This window comes from Sinomonas albida, from assembly GCF_004919045.1.
GTDB classification, from domain to species: Bacteria; Actinomycetota; Actinomycetes; order Actinomycetales; family Micrococcaceae; genus Sinomonas; species Sinomonas albida.
In genome coordinates this window covers 69,638-89,329 of sequence record NZ_SWDW01000004.1, presented here as the reverse complement: position 1 = coordinate 89,329, position 19,692 = coordinate 69,638, and the positions used below count along the sequence as shown (strand labels likewise).

Genomic DNA, 19,692 nt, shown 5'->3' with positions numbered 1-19,692 from the left:
CTGCTCACCTCATTTGGTCTTGTCAGTCGGACGGCTTGCGCCTCCCCGACTACCGTAACTGACATTCACCCGGTCGCTCTACTTTCCGCCTTAGCACCTAAGTGCGGCTCAGGAGAAGCCCCGGACCTTTTGCTAAGAACCTACGCGAGATTCCGAACGATATCCATAGCGATGTACACCGCGAGCACGAGGACGATGAACGCGACATCGAGACTCAGGCCACCAAGCCGAACCGGCTTGAAGAGCCTCCTCGACAGGCGCATGGGCGGATCGGTCATCGAATAGATGGCGCTCGCGGCAACCAGCGAAATGCCGCGCGGGCGCCATGATCGGGCAAACGACTGAACCCAGTCCAGTACAAGGCGCCCCACGAGACCTACCAGGAGGAGATCGAGGAGCACATACGCAATTGCCCAGACAATGGCCACGCGAAGCTCAGCTCTGGTTGAAGAAGCTCGTGGTCCCGTCGCTCGTCGTCTTCTTGTCCTCGCCGAGGACTTCGATCGTCGCGGGAGTGAGCAGGAACACCTTGTTGGTGACGCGCTCGATGCTGCCGTGCATGCCGAACACGAGGCCGGCAGAGAAGTCGACCAGGCGCTTGGCGTCCGCCTCGCCCATGTCGGTCACGTTCATGATCACGGGGATGCCTTCGCGGAAGCTCTCACCGATGACCTTGGCGTCATTGTACGAACGCGGGTGCACCGTGGTGATCTGGCGGAGGCCGCCGTCTTCGCGCACGGCAGCGGCGCGCTTGATAGGCGTCACCGGGGCCCGGTACTCCTCGACCTCTGCGGCGGCAGGCTCGCGGGTTGCGAGTGACTGGCGACGTTCTTCGCGCTCGGTGTGCACCGGCTTGTCCTCTTCCGTACGTGTGGTTTCCGTGCGGGCGTGATGGGCCTCGGCCTCGAACTGCTCATCGCTGTCTGCGAGGCCGAGGTAAACCATGGTCTTCCGCATAACTCCGGCCATGCTCGACTCCTGTACTCGGGCCACGCGGTCCTCGTGCACGGGTCCCGGCCCTAGAGGTCCCGACGATTCGACGCTACAGCACGCGTGGCCGGGGACCGAGGACATCGGTACCGATCCGCACGTGTGTCGCGCCTGCCGCGATGGCCTGTTCGAGGTCTTGGCTCATTCCCGCAGACACCATCCTCGCATCTGGATGGTCCCCGCGCAGCTTCTCGGCACATGAGGCAAGACGTTCGAAGGCCCGCGCGGGATCCTCACCCAGCGGCGCGACCGCCATGACGCCCGCGAGCCGCAGCCCGTCGGCACGGGCCACGAGGTCTCCCAGCCGCCCCAGCTCGGCGGGCAGTGCTCCCCCGCGCCCGGGCGCCGCGTCCTCATCGAGGTTCACCTGGAGGAGGCACGCGAGGGGTGGACGCCCGGCTCGTTCCGGCTCATGGAGAACAGCCTTCTCGAGTGCCGCCACGAGCGACGGCCGGTCCACCGAATGGACGGTGTCCGCGTAGCGCACCACGTTCTTGGCCTTGTTCGACTGGAGCTGGCCGATGAAGTGCCACGAGAGCCCGAGGTCCGTGAGCTTGGCGGCCTTCGCGGTAGCCTCCTGCTCCCGGTTCTCGCCGACCTCGGTCACGCCGAGCCCGGCGAGCAGCCGCACGTCCTCAGCGGGATGGAATTTCGTCACGACGATGAGCCGGGGCTCGTCGTCCCGTCGGGCAGCCCGCGCCGCAGCGGAGATCCGGCCACGGACCCGTTCGAGGTTTGCGGCGAGCTCGGCTCGCCGGGCGTCCCGATCAGGCATGCGCCCACACCAGGCCTGCGAACCGGCCCTGCCCCGGGGCCCGGCGGTGGGAGAAGAGCTGCTCCTCCTCGAGCGTGCATCCGCCCGCCTCCGCGTGGACCACGACGCCCGCTGCAGCGAGCTGGACGTCGACGCCGGCGGGCAGGTCGAGCGCGGGCGTCCCCCACGAGGTCGTCGAGGCCGTCCCGGGCACCGCTGCCTCGACCTCGTCGCGGAGCGCGGCCGGGACCTCGTAGCAGCGCCCGCAGATACTCGGTCCGATCCAGGCTTCGAGGCCTTCGGCGCCCGCGTCCCGCAGTGCCGAAATCGCCGCGGGGATCACGCCGACCGCGAGACCCACTCGCCCCGCGTGGACCGCACCGAGCGCTGGCGAACCATCCGGGAGCTCCCCGACGAGCAGGATCGGGACACAGTCGGCGACCATGACTGCCACAGGCGCGCCACGAGAGAGGAGGGCGTCCGCGACCGGGATCTCTCCCGCATCCTCGGCCCAGACGGCCGTGTTCCCGTGTACCTGCTCCATGTACTGGAAACGGTCTACGCCGGCGGCCCGGGCCAGCGCCGCGCGACTTGCGCGCACGCCGCCGTCGTCCGTTCCGACATGAAAGGCGAGGTTGCCCGCAGAAACCCGCGTGAATGCGGCGGTGACGCCGGGACGGATGTCCCGGCGCCACCAGAAGAATCCTTCCGCCCCGCCCCCACGCGGGGTGGGGGCGGATGCCCCGAGCGTCACTTGAGGAAGTCGGGCACGTCGAGATCGTCGCGCGAACCCGAGAGGTCCGGCTCGACTACGGCCGGAAGCTCGACATCGAAGCCGGAATCGGCCGTCGAGTGGGACTGGCTCCACTGGCTCAGGCCCGCGTGGGACGGCGTGGGCTGCGCGGACGGTCGCGGCGTCGACGGCGCCTGGGGCGCCGCCGGGACGGCCGACGACGCCGCTGCGGCGGCCTGCTGCGCGGCAGCCTTGGCCTTCGTGTCCTCGAGCGACGGCGACGTCGCCTTGACGTCGTCGAAGCCCGCCGCGATGACCGTCACGCGAGCCTCGTCGCCGAGGGCATCGTCGATGACCGCGCCGAAGATGATGTTCGCCTCGGGGTGCGCGACCTCCTGGACGAGGCGCGCGGCCTCGTTGATCTCGAACAGGCCGAGGTCGCTGCCGCCCTGAATCGAGAGAAGCACGCCGTGGGCGCCGTCGATCGAGGCCTCGAGGAGCGGCGAGGCGATCGCGAGCTCCGCGGCCTTGACCGCACGATCCTCGCCGCGCGCCGAGCCGATGCCCATGAGGGCGGAACCAGCGCCCTGCATGACGGACTTGACGTCGGCGAAGTCGAGGTTGATGAGGCCGGGGGTCGTGATGAGGTCCGTGATGCCCTGGACGCCAGAGAGCAGAACCTGATCGGCCGAGCGGAACGCGTCGAGCACCGACACGTTGCGGTCGCTGATCGAGAGCAGCCGGTCGTTCGGAATGACGATGAGCGTATCCACCTCGTCGCGGAGCGCCTCGATGCCGTTCTCGGCGGAGCTCGCGCGGCGGCGGCCCTCGAACGTGAACGGACGGGTGACGACACCGATGGTGAGCGCGCCGAGCGAGCGGGCGATCCGGGCCACGACGGGCGCGCCGCCGGTTCCCGTCCCGCCGCCCTCGCCTGCCGTGACGAAGACCATGTCCGCGCCGCGGAGGACCTCTTCGATCTCATCCGAGTGGTCCTCGGCTGCCTGGCGGCCGACCTCGGGGTTCGCGCCGGCACCAAGACCACGGGTGAGTTCGCGGCCGACGTCGAGCTTGACGTCCGCGTCGCTCATGAGCAGCGCCTGGGCGTCCGTGTTGATGGCGATGAATTCCACGCCTCGCAGACCGACTTCGATCATGCGGTTGACTGCGTTCACGCCACCGCCGCCGATGCCGACGACCTTGATGACGGCCAAGTAGTTCTGCGGTGCTGCCACGTTGAGTCCCTTGTTCGAAGCCTGCTGGTTCTGCAAGAAGCTGGATCCCTACAACCTTAACCCTCAAGTCGAAGGTTATAGTTATGTCAACTAGCTCTTGTTGAAGACGGTATTTGCAGCGATTCCTCGGTGCAACGACCGCCTAGGCGTGTCGCGCGCTTTGCCGTGCGGGGACGCATTATCGCGTGACCGGATGCCGAGGCGTGCTCACGTCATAGACCGTCACGGGGGGCTGGCCCTTGACCGGAGTCGCGTTGGTCTTCATGAGTGCCGCGAGCACCTTGGCCTTGAGGTCGCGGTCCTGCGAGTTGCCCCAGATGACGGTCTTGCCGTCCGCGAGCTTGAGCTGGACCGAGTCGACCGAGTCGGCTTTCGCGGTCGCGAGCTGCGAGAGGACATCCGCGGGCAGCGCCCCGAGCACGCTCGTGATGGCCAGGAAGGTCGGGTGGGCGATCGGGGCGCCGGAGGCATCGATGACGGGAACCGCGAACGCGGACTGGTCCTTGGTCTTCGCGATCTCGACGCCGTCGCCATCCACGACGGAGAACCCGTCAGACTGCTTCACGAGCGCCACTGGGACGCGCTCGACGACCGTGACGAGCAGCGTGTTGGGCGGCACGGCACGGGTCCGCACCGACTTGACCTGAACGATGGGGGTCACGAGCCGCGAGACATCGTCCGGGCCGACGAGGGGAAGCGGACGCCCCTGGATCGGCTTGAGCGCCGCTACCACCTGGGCGGGCGCGAGCATCTTGGTGCCCTCGACCGTGATGGTTCGCACGGCGAGCACGGGCGAGAACACGAGGAGTGCCATGATCCCGGCGACGAGCGCGACCGCGGACGCGGCGATGACGATCACGCGGCGCCGGACGCGGCGCGCTCGGGGCACGGGGAACGCCAGGACGTCGCGGGAGGCGGCAGCCTCCTCCGCGGCCTTGGCCGCGGCAGCCTTGCGCGCCCGCCGAGCGCCCCAGCCGCGCGTCCGGGCCGGCTTGGGCGGACGCGGTTCCTCGTCCTCGGACGCGTCGGCCGTGTCCTCGTCGTGGCTGTCCTCTGGCGCCTCGTGCCACTCGTCGGCGAAGTCGGCGTAGTCTTCCCCGTGGTCCCCGTGGTCCCCGTCGCGGACCGGCCGCAGGACCGTGACCTTGGACGATGAGCCGAGCGAGACCCGGCTTCGCTCCTCCCCCGTCGGCTCGGAGGCGAGCCGCGACGCGTCAAGCGCCTCGTCGTCCTGGAAGCTGCTGCGCGGGGAGCTCTGGCCGCTTCCCGTGCGCGGGACGCGGGGCTTGCGCGGGCTAGGCATGCGGCGGCTCCCCCTGGCCACGGGCCAGCAGGGCCTCGACGAGAGCCGGCCCTTGGGCGGTCACATCGCCTGCCCCCACCGTGAGCACGATGTCCCCCGGTGCCGCGAGGCCCGCGATCTCGGCTACGGCGAGCTCGGGCGACGACGCATATGAACCCGCGGGCAGGGCGTCCGTGACGAGACGGCTCGTCACGCCCGGGATCGGGTCTTCGCGCGCCGGATAGATGTCGAGGACGCGCACCGTGTCCGCGGCGGAGAGCGCCTCGGCGAACGCGGCCGCGAATTCCCGCGTCCGCGAGAACAGGTGCGGCTGGAACAGCACGTGCACGCGCCCGCGGCCGGCCACGCTCCGGGCAGCCGCCAGCGCCGCGCGGACCTCCGTGGGATGGTGTGCGTAGTCGTCGTACACACGAATCCCGTTGGCCTCGCCCTTGAGCTCGAAGCGGCGCGCAGCGCCGGTGAACGAGGCGAGCGACGCCGCGGCGGCCTGCGGTTCGGCACCGAGGCCGAGGACGACGGCGGCGAACGCGCCCGCCGCGTTGAGCGCGTTGTGCGTCCCGGGGACGGCCAGCGGGAGCCGCGCCGAGCCGCCGGCCCACGCGAGCGTCGCGCCTTCGGCGCCCTGCAGGAGCCTCAGGTCCGCCTCCTCGGCGGTGCCGTAGAGCACCACCCGGGGGCCGCCGTCGTGCGCTGCCTCCCGCGCGCGCTCGGCCACCCCACGCGCCCCGGGATCGTCGGCACACGCAACCAGGAGGCCGCTCGGCGGAAGGAGCCGCGCGAACTCGTCGAACGCGGCGTGGACCGCTTGGGCCGTCCCGTAGTGGTCGAGGTGATCCGCCTCGACATTCGTGATGATCTCCACGAGCGGGCGGTAGTTGAGGAAGGACGCGTCCGATTCGTCGGCCTCGGCAACGAACACGTCCGTGGCGCCCGACGCGGCGTTGACGCCGAGGGCCGGGACGTTCGCACCGATCGCGAAGCTCGGGTCGAGGCCCGCGCCGCGCAGCATCCACGTGGCCATGGACGTCGTGGTCGTCTTGCCGTGGGTGCCCGCCACGGCGAGCACCCGGCTTCCGGCCATCGTGGCCGCGAGCCCTTCCGAGCGGTGGAGGACGCGCAGTCCCCGCGATCGGGCCTCGGCCAGTTCGGGGTTGTCCGGCCGGATCGCCGAGCCGGCCACGACCGTCTCGGCGTCCCCGAGGTTCGCTGCGTCATACCCGACCGCGATGCGGGCGCCGAGCGCCGCGAGATCGCGCATGACCGGGAGATCCTTCGCATCGGACCCGCTCACCGGCACGCCGCGAGCGACCATGACGCGCGCCACCGCGGACATGCCCACGCCGCCGACACCGATGAAGTGCACGCGCCCGAGCTGGGCGAGCTCCTCCCCCAGCCGCTGTGCCTCATGTCCCGTCACGCGTTCACCGCCTCCATGACCATCGCCGCCATCGCCTCGTCCGCATCGCGGATGCCCAGGGCCTCCGCGCGCCTGGACATCTCTTCAAGCCTGCCCCCATCAGCCACGAGGGGCACGACCTCCCGTGCAAGCCACCCCGGCGTGAAGTCGGCGTCCCGCACGAGCAGCGCGGCACCGGCCTCGACGAGGCCGCGCGCGTTGAGGGCCTGCTCGCCGTTGCCAATCGGGAGCGGCACGAACACGGCGGGGACGCCCGCCGCCGCCACCTCGCACACCGTGCCCGCGCCCGCGCGGCACACGAGGAGGTCAGCGGCCGCGTACGCGGTCTCCATCCCGTCGACGTACTCGACCTGGTGGTATCCGTCAGCGGCGAGGGGCTCGCCACCTTCGCGCGTGACGGCCTTGCCGCGGCCCGTGATGTGCAGCGTCTGGACACCGGCCGCCGCGAGCGCCGGAAGGGACGCCGCGAGGGCGCGGTTGATGCTCAGGGCGCCGGACGAGCCTCCGGTCACGACGAGGGTCGGCCGCTCCGCATCGAGCCCGAGCGCCCGCCTCGCGCCCTCGCGGGCCTCGGCCCGGCGAAGCCTCGAGACCTCGCGCCGCATGGGCATCCCGACGAGGCGGGAGTGCCGCAGCCTCGTCTCCGGGAAGGCCTTGCCGACGCGCTCGGTGAACAGGGCGCCCACGCGGTTGGCGAGCCCCGCCCGGGTGTTCGCCTCATGGATGACGATCGGCGTGCCGCGCCGCCTCGCCGCGAAGTACATCGGCGTGCAAACGTAGCCGCCCACGCCCACGAGCACGTCGGCGTGCGCCTGCTCGAGCACGCGCTCGGCCTGGCGCACCGCGTTTCTGAGCCGCGCGGGCAGGCGCACGAGGTCGAGGGTCGGCTTCCGCGGGAGCGGGACCCGGTCGATCGTGGCGAGCTCGAAGCCTGCCGCGGGCACGAGCCGCGTCTCCATGCCCGACTCTGTTCCCACGGCGAGGATCCGCGCGCCGGGGCTGTGGCGCACGACGGCTCGCGCGATCGCCAGGAGCGGGCTGATGTGCCCCGCCGTTCCACCGCCCGCGAGGACGACGGACGGACCGGACTGACGTGGGCGCGGTGCGGTGCCGGAGGGGTCCTGAGGGGGCATTGCTACGTGGTGGCCTTCCGCTTCGGCGACGTCTTCGGGGTGGCGCGCTGCGGCTTCTTCACGGTCCCCTTCGTGCGCGCTGCGCGGCTTGGCCGCATCTCTTCGCGAGCCAGAGACAAGACTACGCCGACCGCGCACAGACAGCTGACGAGCGCCGAGCCGCCCGAGGAGATGAACGGCAGCGGGACGCCGATCACCGGCATGAGGCCCGTGACCATCGCCATGTTGAGCGCGGCCTGGCCGAGCAGCCACGCCATGATCGTGCCGGCAAGGATCCGGGGGAACATCTCCTTCTGGCGGACCACGACGCGGAAGATCCCGACCGCGAGGACCGCGAAGAGGGCGAGGACGAGGAGGGTGCCGAACAGGCCCAGCTCCTCGCCGAGCACGGAGAAGATGAAGTCGTTCTGCGCCTCGGGAATCCAGTTGTACTTCTGGCGGCTCTGCCCCAGGCCGACGCCGAGCCATCCGCCGGACGCAAGCCCCTGCAGGCCGTTCTGGACCTGATAGCCGAAGTCCGCGCCGTCCTGGGTGCACGCGGAGTTGCTCTGGCCGAGCCACTCGTAGATGCGGCACATGCGGTTGGCGCTCGTCATGGCGAACGCGATGGCACCCGCCGCCATGAAGGCGCCGCAGACCGCGAAGATGCGTGTGGGGATTCCGCCGAAGAACAGGCCCGCCGCGACGACGAGCAGGATCACGAGCGTCGTGCCGAGGTCGTGGCCCCACACGACGAGGCCGGCGACCGCAAGTCCCATGGGGACCACCGGCACGAGGGCGTGGCCCCAGCGCCCGAGGAGGTCCGACTTCATGTTGAGGATCGTGGCCATCCAGAGGGCGAGGAAGAGCTTCGCGAACTCCGACGGCTGGAGGCTGAAGCCCGCGACGTCGATCCAGTTGCGGTTGCCGAGCACGCGCTTGCCGATGACCTGCACGAGCACGAGCAGCACGAGCGTGCCGCCGATGCCGGGCCACGCGAGCCGCTTGAGCCACCGCACGTTGATGCGCGAGATCACGAACATCCCGATGACGCCGATCACGCCGAACATGGTCTGCTTGAGGGCGGCCGTGTACGGGCTGTCGCCGAGCGAGATGCTTTCCACGCTCGACGCCGAGAGCACCATCATGATGCCGATCGCGGTGAGCGCGAGCGTCGAGCCGAGGATGAGGTAGTAGCCGGCGCCCGCCCCCAGCGGGCCAGGGCCCTCGAGGCGCCGCCACAGCGTCTGCGCGGCCTCACCCGGCCGCTCCTGCTGCGCTGTGGCCATCCTCTACTCCTTGCTCGGTGCCTGCCTCTCGACGAGCCGTCGGACGGCGTCGATGAAGGCGTCCCCGCGCTGGGCGTAGGACACGAACTGGTCCATCGACGCGGCTGCCGGCGCCATGAGCACGGTGTCCCCGGACGCTGCGGCGTCGGCCGCGCGCGCGACGGCCATCTCCATGATGGATGCCCCGTCCGGCCGGTCTTCTCCAGTCTCGCCCGGTTCGACGGGGATCACGGGGACATTCGGCGCGTGTCGTGCGAGAGCCCCCGCGAGCTCGCTGCTGTCGACGCCGATGAGGACCACCGCCTTGAGCCTCGAGGCGTTGCGCGAGACGAGCTCGTCGTAGGTCACGCCCTTCGAGAGTCCGCCGGCGATCCAGACAACCGAGGGGAACGCGGCCAGCGCGGCCGCGGCCGCGTGCGGATTGGTCGCCTTCGAGTCGTTGACCCAGACGACGCCGCCGATCGTTGCGACGGGCTGGATGCGGTGGTCACCGGGGAGGAAGCGGCGCAGGCCCTCCCGCACGGCGATCGGCTCGACACCATACGCCCGCACGAGGGCGGCAGCCGCGAGGGCATTCGCGACCGTGTGCCGTGGCGCGATCGCCCCGAGGTCCTGGACCGCGGCGAGCTCCGCCGCGTGGTCCCGCCGCTCGGCGATGAACGCGCGGTCCACGAGGAGCCCCTCGACGACGCCCAGCATGCTGAGCCCCGGGACACCGGTCGTGAAGCCGATCGCCCGGCAGCCCTCGACGACGTCCGCCTCCTCGACCATGCGCTCGGTCTCGATCTGCTCGGCGTTGTAGATGGCGGCCTTCTGCGTGTTGCGGTAGACCTTGGCCTTGTCCTCGAGGTAGCCCGCGTAGGAGCCGTGCCAGTCCACATGGTCCTCGGCGACGTTGAGGACCACCGACGCCACGGGCGAAAGCGACTCGGCCCAGTGCAGCTGGAAGCTCGAGAGTTCGACGACGAAGGCGTCGTACTCGACCGGCTCGCGGATCGCATCGAGGATTGGCTTGCCGACGTTGCCGACGGCGATGGCCTTGAGGCCCGCCGCCTGGAGCATCGACTCGGCCATGCCCACGGTTGTGGTCTTGCCGTTCGTGCCCGTGACGGCGAGCCAGTCCGCGGTCTTCTTGCCGCGTCTGGCCCGCACCCGCCACGCGAGCTCGACGTCGCCCCACACCGGGACGTGCTTTCGCGCGGCCGCCGCGAGGACGGCCTGGTCGGGACGCCACCCGGGCGACGTCACGACGAGATCCGGGAGGGCGCCGTCGACCATCGGCAGCGATTCGACCGCCTCCGGCCCGAGCCGGACTTCCTCTGCCCCGACGATGCGGAGAGTCTCGGCGTGCGCTTCAGTTCGCTCCGTCACGGAGGCGTCGACGACGACGACGCTCGCCCCGAGCTCGATGAGCGTGTCCGCCGCCGCGAAACCGGAGACACCGATGCCGGTCACGACGACCCGGAGGCCGGACCAGTCGGCATCCCAGGACGTCAGTGACTCAAGCCGTTCCGCACTACTCACAGCCCCGCCACCCACTCCGCATAGAAAATTGCCAGGGCCACCGCCACGAAGAGCCCGGCGAGGATCCAGAATCTGACAACGACCGTCACCTCGGCCCAGCCCTTGAGCTCGAAATGATGCTGCAGCGGTGCCATCTTGAAGAGGCGTTTGCCCTTGGTGAGCTTGAAGAAGCCCACTTGGAGGATGACGGACAGCGTGATGATCACGAACAGGCCGCCCATCACCCCGAGGAGAAGCTCCGTCCTCGTGAGGATCGCGAAGCCGGCGATGGCCGCGCCGATGGCGAGGGAGCCCGTGTCCCCCATGAAGATCTTGGCGGGCGAGGTGTTCCACCAGAGGAACCCGACAAGCGCGGCGCTCATGATCGCGGCGAGGAGGGCGAGATCCAGCGGATCGCGAACCTCGTAGCAGACCGAGCCCGGCACGCGCGCCGAGCCGCAGCGCTGGTTGCTCTGCCAGATGCCCATGAGCGTATACGCGCCGAACACCATGATCGAGGCGCCCGCCGCGAGCCCGTCGAGCCCGTCGGTGAGGTTCACGCCGTTGCTCGCGGCCGTGACGAGGAAGTTCGCCCAGATCACGAACAGGATCGCGCCCAGCACGGTGCCGCCGAACGCCAGGTTGAGCCAGGGGATGTCGCGGAGGAACGAGATCATCGTGGACGCCGGAGTCCGCCCGGCCGCATCCGGGAACTGCAGCACGAGGAGGGCGAAGATGATGCCGACCGCGCCCTGCCCGATGAGCTTCGCCCGGGCGCTCAGCCCGAGGCTGCGCTGTTTCGAGATCTTGATGAAGTCGTCGAGGAAGCCGACCAGGCCCATTCCGACCATGAGGAAGAGCAGGAGCAGCGCGGACATCGTCGGTCCGCCGCTGTTCGGATGCATAAGCCACACGATGAGGTGCGCCAAGAAGTACGCGAGCACCGTCGCGAGCACGAACACGGTGCCGCCCATGGTCGGCGTGCCGCGCTTGGTGTGGTGGCTCGTGGGCCCGTCGTCGCGGATGAACTGGCCGTAGCCCTTGTGCACCAGGAGCCGGATGTACAGCGGGGTGCCGACGAACGCGAGCAGGAGGCCGAGCGCTGCCCCGATCAGCAGTGCGATCACGTGAGCTCCGTTCCCGCAGGGTCAGTGGGCTGAGGCTGCGCCGCCCATGCTATCCGATCGCCGAGGTGGCGGAGGCCCACCCCGTTCGACGACTTGACGAGGACGAGGTCCCCGGGAGCCAGCTCGCGCTCCAGGAGCGCGAAGGCCTCGTCGATGTCCTCGACGAACGAGCACTCGTTGCCCCACGAGCCTTCGTTGACCGCAGAGATGTACAGCGGGCGGGCCTCCCGGCCGACCACGACGAGGCGGTCGATGTTGAGGCGGACCGCGAGCGTCCCCACCGCAGTGTGGGCGGCGATGGACTCGTCCCCGAGCTCGAGCATCGCGCCGAGCACGGCCCAGGTCCTGCGCCCGCGGCCCAGGTCGGCCAGAGTCTGCAGGGCCGCGCGCATCGACTCTGGGTTCGCGTTGTACGCGTCGTTGATGACGGTCACACCGTCCGGGCGGTCGGTGCGCTCCATGCGCCACCTGCTTGCGGGCCCCTGCGAGGACAGCGAAGCGGCAATCACACCCAGGGGAACTCCCGCCGCGTGCGCCGCGGCGGCGGCCGCGAGGAGGTTCCCCGTGTGGTGGGAGCCGATGAGTCGGCTCTGAACGTGGACGGGCGGCTCGTCGTCGATCTGCAGCCCGAAGGCCGGGCAGCCGTCCTCTCTCGTGTGGGCGCCGAGGGCGGCCACCACGGTTCCGCGCGCGGCGTATTCGACCGCCGTCCCGGGGTTTGCGGTGAAGAACGCTTTCTGGGCCCGCGTGCGCGGTTCCATCGCGCGGACGCGGGGATCGTCGGCGTTGAAGACCGCCGTCCCCTCGGGGGCGAGCGCTTCCACCAGCTCGCCCTTCGCCTTCGCGATGTTCTCGACGCCGCCGAACTCGCCGGCATGGGCGGTTCCGACCACGAGCACCACGCCGATGTCGGGCTTGACGAGGTCGGCGAGGTACTGGATGTGGCCGATCCCGGTCGCGCCCATCTCGATCACGAGGTACCGCGTCGACTCGTCGGCGGTGAAGACCGTGAGCGGGACGCCGACCTCGCCGTTGTACGAGCCCTGCGGGGCGATCGTCGAGGCAGCCGCGGCCGATCCCTCAGGGGTCGAGCGGAAAATCCCCGCGAGGAGGTCCTTCGTGGTGGTCTTGCCCGCGGAACCCGTGATGCCCACGACCGTGAAGGCTTCGCCTCGCGCGGACCGGGCCTCGCGGATGCGCCGCACGGCCTCCTTCGCGAGCTTTCCCATGGCGAGCACAGCGTCCGGCACGACGATCGACGGGTAGACGCGGCCGTCGTCGTCCGTGACCTCTCGCTCGCACAGCGCGAGAATCGCGCCGGCCGCGAAGGCCTGGCCGACAAAGCTGTGCCCGTCCGCATGCTCGCCGGGCTTGGCGACGTACAGCGATCCTGCCCGCGCCTCCCGGGAGTCTGTCGTGACGTGGCTGGGCGTAAGGCTCGGATCGCCTGTGAGGCGGCCGCCCGTGATGCGGGCGATCTCCGCAGCGCTGAACTCAATCATCGGTTGTGGACTCTATCTGCTCGGCACCCAGTGTGCGGAATCCGCGCGCCTCGAGGGCGGCCCGGAGTTCGACCCTGTCGTCGAGGTCGAGGTTGACCCCGTTGACCTCTTGGAACACCTCGTGGCCGCGGCCCGCGACGAGGATCACGTCCTCAGCGCGCGCGAGCTCAACGGCCCGGCGGATGGCGTCCGCGCGCGGCGCGACCTCCTCGACGACGCGGTCCAGGCTGCCCGCCCGGTCTTCCGCCCGAGCGCCCTCGAGGACCTCGGCGCGGATGGCGGCCGGATCCTCGTCGTGCGGGTCGTCGTCGGTCACGATCACGACGTCGGCACCGCGCACCGCGACGGCGCCCATGATGGGCCGCTTGCCCTGGTCCCGCTGCCCGGTCGCGCCGAAGACGACGACGACGCGGCCCGCCCCGTGCGGCGGCCGCACAGCATCGAGGGCCCGTTCGAGCGCGTCGGGATTGTGCGCAAAGTCAACGACCGCGGCCGGCTCGGTCCCCACGAGCTGCATGCGGCCCGGGACCTCGACGCTGAAGGGATCGGCCACGCCAACCGCCCGCTGGATCTCCTCAAGCGGGGTGCCCGCGGAGTGGACCAGGAGGGCCGCGAGGGCTGCGTTCGCAACGTTGAACTGGCCGGGGAGTCCCGTCCGGAGGCGCAGGGACACCTCGCCGGGCCCGCGCAGCACGAAGGCGGTACCGAGGCCGTCGCGCTCGCTCGAGGCGAGCGTCCAGTCGGCCTCCTCCCCCGCGACGGACAGGGTGGTGATCGGAATCGCGGCCTCTGCCGCGAGCTTTCGGCCCCACGCGTCGTCGACCATCACGACGCCGTGCGCCGCGCGCTCCGGGGTGAACAGCTTCGCCTTGGCGGCGAAGTATTCGTCCATCGTCTCGTGGAGGTCGAGGTGATCCTGCGTGAGGTTCGTGAAGCCCGCGGCGTCGAAGCGGACGCCGTCGACGCGCCGGTACTCGATCGCGTGGGACGAGACCTCCATGGACGCGGCCGTCAGCCCGCGCTCGCGCATGAGGGCGAGGAGGGCGTGCACATCGGTCGACTCGGGCGTGGTGAGCCGGCTCGGAATGGCCTCCCCGCCCGCGAGGATCTCGATGGTCCCGATGAGCCCCGTGAGGTGGCCCAGCGCGGCGAGGAGCGCGTTCGCGAAGTACGTCGTGGTGGTCTTCCCGTTCGTCCCCGTCACGCCGAGCAGGAGGGGCCGCTCGGCGCCCTCGGGCTGGCTCGCGAAGACGAGCGCGGCGATAGGCCCGACGGCGGCGCGCGCCTCCGCCACGACCAGCACCGGGACGCCCCCGACCGCGTCGTCGAGGGCGGTGAGCCGCGCCCCAGCCTCGTCCGTCACGATGGCCACGGCGCCGTTCTCGAGGGCTTGTGCGGCGAAGGACGCGCCGTGCCGGCCCGTCCCAGGCACCGCCACATACAGGTCCCCCGGCTCGACGGCGCGCGAGTCAAGCGCGACCCCGGTCACGAACGTCTCGCCGGCTGCCTCCCGAGGAAGACCCAGCAGGCCGGCGACCTCGGAGAGAGGCACCGGCTGGGTGTGCAGTGGACGGAAGGGGGACCTCGCCGGCGCGCCCTCGTGGGGCGCGGACGACGGGTCCGACGGACTCTCGTGCTCGCTCACAATCACCTTCATCGCTTTCAACAGGTTCCAACTCTAGCCGCTCGCCACCGGGCCCCGCGGGGCGAGACTAGGGCGATCGGCGGCATGCACCGGGGTGCTGACGAGACTCCGGCACGCGAGCTGCGGCGGGTCGAGGACGGCGGGCTACTGGGCGTACTGCGGTAGGGTCGCCGGGGTTCCGGTCGACGGCGGCACGTTGTAGAGGCGCAGGGTCTGCGACATGACGGAGCGGAACACGTCCGCGTTGCCGATGCCGAAGATGTCGCCCCTCGGCCGCTGGATGACGACGGCGACGATGTACTTCGGGTCCTCCATGGGGGCCATGCCGATGAGCGATGACGTCACACCGTCGTAGCCGGGGATGCCGTCTTCGCGGGGGGCCTGGGACGTACCCGTCTTCGCACCCACCCGGTACCCGTCGATCGAGGCGGGCTTGACCTCCCCCTTCGTCACGGCGCTCTCGAGCATGTCCTTGACCTGCTGGGAGGTCTGCGGGCTGATCACCTGGTTGGAAGGCTGCGTCGGCGCCTTCTGCTCCTTGCCGTCCGAGCCCATGTAGCCGTCGATGAGCCGTGGCTGGACCAGCAGGCCGTTGTTCGCCACCGCCTGATAGGCACGCACGGTCTGCAGCGTGGACTGAGTGAGCCCCTGGCCGAACAGGACCGTGTTCTGCTGGCGGCCGTCCCACTGGTCCGGCGAGGCGAGGATGCCGTTGGCCTCGCCCGGCAGGCCGACGTCGGGGGCCTGGCCGATCCCGAACTTCGTGAACCAGTCGTAGCGGTCCTGCTTGCTGAGCGCCTGCCCCGCCAGGACGGTTCCGGTGTTCATCGAGTAGCCGAGGATGCCCGCGAGCGTGCGCTTCTCGGTCCCGTGCGTGAAGGCATCGGCGAACGTCTGGCCTTCGAGCGTCACCGTGGGCGGCACGGTGTACTCGCTCAGCGGATTGGCCTTGCCTTCCTGGATGAGGGCGGACATCGTGAGCGTCTTCTCGACTGAACCCGGCTCGTAGGCCGCCGTGACCGCGCGGACGCCGCGGTCCTTGGCCGCGGACTTCCCGGGGTCGTTGGGGTCCATCGCGTTCGAATCCGCCATCGCGACGATGTTGCCGCTCTTGGCGTCTTCGACGATCGCGATCCCCCACTCGGCACTGTACTTGTCGACCTGGGACTGCAACGCCTGCTGCGTGAAGTACTGGAGATCCGAGTTGATGGTGAGCTTGACGGTCTGTCCGTTCTGGGCGGGGGTGTACTCGTCCGTGCCGACGGGGATCCGCAGGCCGTCCGCACCGATCTCGAACGTCCGCTTGCCCTCCTTGCCGGAGAGCTGGTTGTTCTGCGTCTGCTCGATACCGGCAAGCCCCGTGCCGTCGCTTCCCACGAAGCCCACCAGGTTTCCGGCCACGGCGCCCTGCGGATAGACGCGCTGCGACGAGCCCTCCGAGTAGACGCCGGGGAAGGCCAGGTCGGCCACCCGGCTCTCGACGTCGGGCGTGACGTTGCGCGCCACGTAGTTGAACTTCTTGTCGCCGGTGATGGCCGCGGTGACCTGGTCCACCGTCATGCCGAGGATGCCAGCTAGGTCGGAGATCGCCTGGCTGCGCGTCATGGTGACCACCTTGGTGCCGTCTCCGTCCTTCTCCGTCCTCTGATAGTCGGTGAAGTTCGACGCGGTGGTCTGATCGACGGTGATGTTGTACCGGATCACGCTCTGGGCGAGAACCTTGCCGGAGGCATCCTCGATGACGCCCCGAGCCGCGGGCAGGACAGTGGTCTGCAGCCGTTTGGCCAGGCCTGCCTGCGCGTAGCCGCCGAGGCCGAGGCCCTGGACGAGGAGGAGCCGGCCGCCGATCACGAGGAGGAGCACGAGCATCACCCCCACGCCGAGCCTCAGCCTGCGGGTCGCGCTCCCGACCCGGACGTGGTCATGCGGCCCCCGTGGCGGTCGGCCCGTGGGCTCCCTCGACGCCGTGGGCGCCGTGCTCTTGGTCGATGTGGCCACGCTCTTGTCCCCTGCTCTTTCCCGGTCCGCCCCCGCTAAGAGCCGGCACCGTCACTGACCGGGCGTCTTCTGCTTCGGCGCGGGCACGGACCCGCCGTTCAGCTGCGCCGCCGGTGTGGCCGGAGCCGCCGCCGGCGCCTGGGGTACAGCCGAGGCGGGCGTCCCCGCGGGAGCCTTGGCCGCGGCGGTGTCCGGCTTGAGCGCATCGGCCGCCTTTGCAGGCGGCGCGGGCGCGGCGACAACAAGGCCGGGCACCTCCGGGGCGGCGATGACGGCGCCCTGGGAGGCACCCTTCGCCGCCGGCTTCGGCATCCCGGTCACCAGGAGCGTCTTGAGGTCGATCTGACCCTTCGACGTCGCGGCAACCATGCCCAATTGTGCCGCTCGGGCGGCCAGATTTTGGGGAGCCTCGAAATTCTGGACGCGTTGCGCGAGATCCTGGTTCTGCTTTTCTAGCCCCATCTGCTGGCTTCGAAGCTGGACGAGCTGGTACTGCCCGGTCGACACGGCAATGTTCAGGACCAGGACCGCCACGAGCGCGACGCCAAGCACACCGAGGCAGAAGATGGCGAACGGCGCGCGCCGCCGGGCGGGTGCGGTCCGCACCACCGAGAGGGGCGCACGGCGCGGGGCACCCTTCGCGGGGGCGAGGGGACGGGCGACGGCGGAAGTTCCGTCCGTCACGACGTTCCGCTGGGCGACTGCGCTCATCGTGTGCTCCTGACCTTAATGCGTTCGGCGGCTCGCAGGCGGGCCGAGGCGGCCCGCGGGTTTTCTTCGATCTCCTGCGCGGTGGGGACTTCCGTGCCGCGGGTGAGCGTCTTGAGCTCGGGCTTGTGCTCCTCGAGCTCGACCGGGAAGTCCGGAGGAGCCGACGACCGCGAGCGGGACTGCAGCGCTCCCTTGACGATGCGGTCCTCGAGCGAGTGGTAGGACATGACGACGATCCGGCCCCCGAGGCGTAGCGAGTCGACCGCGCCGGGCACCGCGCGCTCGAGGACGTCGAGTTCCTCGTTGACTTCGATGCGGAGCGCCTGGAACGTGCGTTTGGCGGGATGCCCGCCGGTCCTGGCGGCCCCGGCCGGGACGACCGTCCGGATGGCCTCGACCAGCTGCCCCGTGGTCTCGAACGGGCGCTCGGCGCGCTCTTCGACGATGCGCCGAGCGATCCGGCCCGCGAACTTCTCCTCGCCCCACGCCCGGATGATCCGGGTGAGGTCCTCGACGCTGTACGTGTTCACGACGTCGGCGGCGGTCTGCCCCCGGCTCGTGTCCATGCGCATGTCGAGCGGCGCGTCATAGGAGTAGGCGAAGCCGCGCTCGCGCTCGTCGAGCTGAAGCGAGGAGACACCGAGATCCATGAGGATCCCGTCTGCTCCGTCGAACCCGAGTTCCTCGAGCACCTCCGGGATCTCGTCGTACACGGCGTGGACCAGACGCGCCCGGTCTCCGAACCGCTCGAGCCGCGCCCCGGCGAGCGCGAGGGCCTCCTCGTCGCGGTCGACGCCGACGAGGGTCACGTCCGGGAATCGCTCGAGGATGGCCTCGCTGTGTCCGCCCATCCCGAGCGTCGCGTCCACGACCACGGGAGCGCGGCCAGCCGAGCGCGCGGCCTCGACACCAGGAGCCAAGAGGGAGACGCAGCGCTCCTTGAGCACCGGAACGTGACGCTCCGAGGTCGGGCGTTCGTCGTCCTGCTGCGGCATGTCCCCTCCTTAGTGCCGTGTCTTTCCCGAGAGCCCGGCACCTGTCCCGCGCCGCACTCTCGCTGCCGCACCTGTCCCGTGCGGCATTCAGGCTGCCGACTGATCGGGATCCCCCTCCGCACCGTGGGTTCCAGCCTGGCGCCGGGGAAGGTGAGCCAGGACGGAGCCGCGGGCGGCTGGAGATCGCGGCCAGCCGGCCGTTCCGTCAGAAGATGCCCGGCAGGGCATCCTCGTCGGTTTCCGAGAAGGAGGCTTCCTTCTCGGCGAGGTAGTCCTCCCACGCCTGGGCGTCCCAGATCTCCGCCCGGGTTCCCACGCCGATGACGGCGAGTTCCCGTTCGAGCCCCGCATATTTGCGGAGGTTCTGCGGAATCGTGACGCGCCCTTGCTTGTCAGGCACCTCGTCAGAGGCTCCAGACAGGAAGACCCGGAGGTAGTCCCGCGACTGACGCGAGGAGATAGGGGCTTCTCGCATCTGCTCGTGGATTCGCTCGAACTCTTTCTGGCTGAAGACGTAGAGGCAGCGTTCCTGGCCCCGGGTCAGAACCAGCCCGTCGGCCAGTTCGTCGCGGTATTTCGCCGGGAGGATGAGCCGCCCTTTCTCGTCCAGACGCGGCGAATGAGTACCGAGCAACATCGGCACCACCACCCGTCTGATCCGAGGAGCTGCACGTCCCTATCCGCCACTTCCCTCTTACAGCCACCACTTTACTCCACAACTCCCCACCGTCAACGCGACACGACGTGTTATCTCCCACGCGGACAAAGAAAAAACCCCGGGATCTCGGGCGAGAGCCGGGGTGGTGGGAAGTGGATGGTTCAGGGCGGGAAAAGGAAGACGGAACGCGGCTCAGGGCCCTTAAATGACCCAGGACCCGCTGTCAGCGGGTCCCTGAGGTGGTCTGGGGAGGAAAGTGGGCGGATTCGGACGTGTTGCCGTGGAGGAGAGTGGGGGTGTTCAGCCCTGCTCGCGACGCCGCTCGTCCCACCGCGCCTCGAGCCGCGCCAGGAACCCGGCCTTCGGAGCTGCGCCGCCCTTGCGGGGCGCGCGCATCCGCCGCGCGCCGCGAAGCGTCCCGTAATAGACACTCGCGCCCATGATGAGGAAGCCGAGGACCCCGACGAAGACGTTCGAGAATTGAACCCCACCGAAGAGCAGAACCAGAAGCCCGACAATAACGCCCAAAACTCCGAGGACGATGTGGCGCGTGGAGAACCGACGCAGCGCATCGGCGCCCATGGAGTCAGCGAACTTGGGGTCTTCCTCGTGCAGCTGCTTCTCAAGCTGCTCGAGCATCTTCTGTTCGTGCTCGGAGAGAGGCATCGCGACTCCTTCATGCTTGCTGCGACGGACACTGCCGCCATCAGCACAACGCAT

At 70.0% G+C, this 19,692-nt stretch carries 18 protein-coding genes; all 18 read right to left on the bottom strand.

The genetic code is table 11. The annotated features are described in order from the left end of the window. Window positions 1–140: 140 nt before the first annotated feature. Window positions 141–428 carry a YggT family protein gene (locus E6A26_RS05120; protein WP_136610123.1) on the bottom strand — a complete coding sequence of 96 codons (288 nt, stop codon included), beginning with the start codon at window positions 426–428 and terminating at the stop codon, window positions 141–143. A gap of 7 nt (window positions 429–435) precedes the next feature. Further along, window positions 436–969 (bottom strand): cell division protein SepF, encoded by a 534-nt coding sequence (locus E6A26_RS05115; protein WP_136610122.1) that lies wholly within the window; start codon window positions 967–969, stop codon window positions 436–438. Window positions 970–1,042: 73 nt separating this feature from the next. After that, window positions 1,043–1,765, bottom strand: a complete 723-nt coding sequence (locus E6A26_RS05110) for a YggS family pyridoxal phosphate-dependent enzyme (protein ID WP_136610121.1) — start codon at window positions 1,763–1,765, stop codon at window positions 1,043–1,045. Beyond that, window positions 1,758–2,498 carry a polyphenol oxidase family protein gene (locus E6A26_RS05105; protein WP_136610120.1) on the bottom strand — a complete coding sequence of 247 codons (741 nt, stop codon included), beginning with the start codon at window positions 2,496–2,498 and terminating at the stop codon, window positions 1,758–1,760. Before E6A26_RS05105 ends, E6A26_RS05110 begins: the two co-directional genes overlap by 8 nt. Then, complete coding sequence (ftsZ, locus tag E6A26_RS05100) at window positions 2,495–3,712, bottom strand: cell division protein FtsZ (RefSeq protein ID WP_136610119.1); 1,218 nt, start codon at window positions 3,710–3,712, stop codon at window positions 2,495–2,497. The genes E6A26_RS05105 and ftsZ overlap by 4 nt, the downstream gene beginning before the upstream one ends. 178 nt (window positions 3,713–3,890) lie before the next feature. Further along, window positions 3,891–5,015, bottom strand: coding sequence for an FtsQ-type POTRA domain-containing protein (locus E6A26_RS05095; RefSeq protein ID WP_136610118.1), 1,125 nt, complete (start codon window positions 5,013–5,015; stop codon window positions 3,891–3,893). Then, window positions 5,008–6,432, bottom strand: a complete 1,425-nt coding sequence (murC, locus tag E6A26_RS05090) for a UDP-N-acetylmuramate--L-alanine ligase (protein ID WP_234865072.1) — start codon at window positions 6,430–6,432, stop codon at window positions 5,008–5,010. Before murC ends, E6A26_RS05095 begins: the two co-directional genes overlap by 8 nt. Beyond that, window positions 6,429–7,565 (bottom strand): undecaprenyldiphospho-muramoylpentapeptide beta-N-acetylglucosaminyltransferase, encoded by a 1,137-nt coding sequence (gene murG / locus E6A26_RS05085; RefSeq protein ID WP_136610117.1) that lies wholly within the window; start codon window positions 7,563–7,565, stop codon window positions 6,429–6,431. Before murG ends, murC begins: the two co-directional genes overlap by 4 nt. Window positions 7,566–7,567: 2 nt before the next feature. Beyond that, complete coding sequence (gene ftsW / locus E6A26_RS05080) at window positions 7,568–8,833, bottom strand: putative lipid II flippase FtsW (protein ID WP_136610116.1); 1,266 nt, start codon at window positions 8,831–8,833, stop codon at window positions 7,568–7,570. Window positions 8,834–8,836: 3 nt separating this feature from the next. Continuing rightward, window positions 8,837–10,372, bottom strand: a complete 1,536-nt coding sequence (gene murD / locus E6A26_RS05075; protein WP_407695361.1) for a UDP-N-acetylmuramoyl-L-alanine--D-glutamate ligase — start codon at window positions 10,370–10,372, stop codon at window positions 8,837–8,839. Beyond that, window positions 10,354–11,463 (bottom strand): phospho-N-acetylmuramoyl-pentapeptide-transferase, encoded by a 1,110-nt coding sequence (gene mraY, locus E6A26_RS05070; protein WP_136610114.1) that lies wholly within the window; start codon window positions 11,461–11,463, stop codon window positions 10,354–10,356. The genes murD and mraY overlap by 19 nt, the downstream gene beginning before the upstream one ends. Beyond that, window positions 11,460–12,965, bottom strand: coding sequence for a UDP-N-acetylmuramoyl-tripeptide--D-alanyl-D-alanine ligase (locus tag E6A26_RS05065; protein ID WP_136610113.1), 1,506 nt, complete (start codon window positions 12,963–12,965; stop codon window positions 11,460–11,462). Before E6A26_RS05065 ends, mraY begins: the two co-directional genes overlap by 4 nt. Next, complete coding sequence (locus tag E6A26_RS05060) at window positions 12,958–14,622, bottom strand: UDP-N-acetylmuramoyl-L-alanyl-D-glutamate--2,6-diaminopimelate ligase (protein WP_136610265.1); 1,665 nt, start codon at window positions 14,620–14,622, stop codon at window positions 12,958–12,960. The genes E6A26_RS05065 and E6A26_RS05060 overlap by 8 nt, the downstream gene beginning before the upstream one ends. A gap of 132 nt (window positions 14,623–14,754) precedes the next feature. Next, window positions 14,755–16,500, bottom strand: coding sequence for a peptidoglycan D,D-transpeptidase FtsI family protein (locus E6A26_RS05055; protein ID WP_234865106.1), 1,746 nt, complete (start codon window positions 16,498–16,500; stop codon window positions 14,755–14,757). Between the two features lie 159 nt (window positions 16,501–16,659). Continuing rightward, window positions 16,660–17,319 carry a hypothetical protein gene (locus E6A26_RS05050; protein WP_136610112.1) on the bottom strand — a complete coding sequence of 220 codons (660 nt, stop codon included), beginning with the start codon at window positions 17,317–17,319 and terminating at the stop codon, window positions 16,660–16,662. Further along, a complete protein-coding gene (gene rsmH / locus E6A26_RS05045; protein WP_136610111.1) occupies window positions 17,316–18,314 on the bottom strand; it encodes a 16S rRNA (cytosine(1402)-N(4))-methyltransferase RsmH in 999 nt (332 codons plus the stop codon). Before rsmH ends, E6A26_RS05050 begins: the two co-directional genes overlap by 4 nt. A gap of 205 nt (window positions 18,315–18,519) precedes the next feature. Further along, window positions 18,520–18,951 carry a division/cell wall cluster transcriptional repressor MraZ gene (gene mraZ, locus E6A26_RS05040; RefSeq protein ID WP_136610263.1) on the bottom strand — a complete coding sequence of 144 codons (432 nt, stop codon included), beginning with the start codon at window positions 18,949–18,951 and terminating at the stop codon, window positions 18,520–18,522. 321 nt (window positions 18,952–19,272) lie between these two features. Further along, window positions 19,273–19,638, bottom strand: a complete 366-nt coding sequence (locus tag E6A26_RS05035) for a DUF3040 domain-containing protein (RefSeq protein WP_136610110.1) — start codon at window positions 19,636–19,638, stop codon at window positions 19,273–19,275. Between the last annotated feature and the right edge of the window lie 54 nt (window positions 19,639–19,692).

Bases quoted from the DNA above. Each gene is read 5' to 3' on its own strand.
- E6A26_RS05115 (WP_136610122.1), bottom strand. From the start codon at position 969: ATGGCCGGAGTTATGCGGAAGACCATGGTTTACCTCGGCCTCGCAGAC.
- E6A26_RS05110 (WP_136610121.1), bottom strand. From the start codon at position 1,765: ATGCCTGATCGGGACGCCCGGCGAGCCGAGCTCGCCGCAAACCTCGAA.
- E6A26_RS05095 (WP_136610118.1), bottom strand. From the start codon at position 5,015: ATGCCTAGCCCGCGCAAGCCCCGCGTCCCGCGCACGGGAAGCGGCCAG.
- murG (WP_136610117.1), bottom strand. From the start codon at position 7,565: ATGCCCCCTCAGGACCCCTCCGGCACCGCACCGCGCCCACGTCAGTCC.
- ftsW (WP_136610116.1), bottom strand. From the start codon at position 8,833: ATGGCCACAGCGCAGCAGGAGCGGCCGGGTGAGGCCGCGCAGACGCTG.
- E6A26_RS05065 (WP_136610113.1), bottom strand. From the start codon at position 12,965: ATGATTGAGTTCAGCGCTGCGGAGATCGCCCGCATCACGGGCGGCCGC.
- E6A26_RS05060 (WP_136610265.1), bottom strand. From the start codon at position 14,622: ATGAAGGTGATTGTGAGCGAGCACGAGAGTCCGTCGGACCCGTCGTCC.
- E6A26_RS05050 (WP_136610112.1), bottom strand. From the start codon at position 17,319: ATGAGCGCAGTCGCCCAGCGGAACGTCGTGACGGACGGAACTTCCGCC.
- rsmH (WP_136610111.1), bottom strand. From the start codon at position 18,314: ATGCCGCAGCAGGACGACGAACGCCCGACCTCGGAGCGTCACGTTCCG.
- mraZ (WP_136610263.1), bottom strand. From the start codon at position 18,951: ATGTTGCTCGGTACTCATTCGCCGCGTCTGGACGAGAAAGGGCGGCTC.
- E6A26_RS05035 (WP_136610110.1), bottom strand. From the start codon at position 19,638: ATGCCTCTCTCCGAGCACGAACAGAAGATGCTCGAGCAGCTTGAGAAG.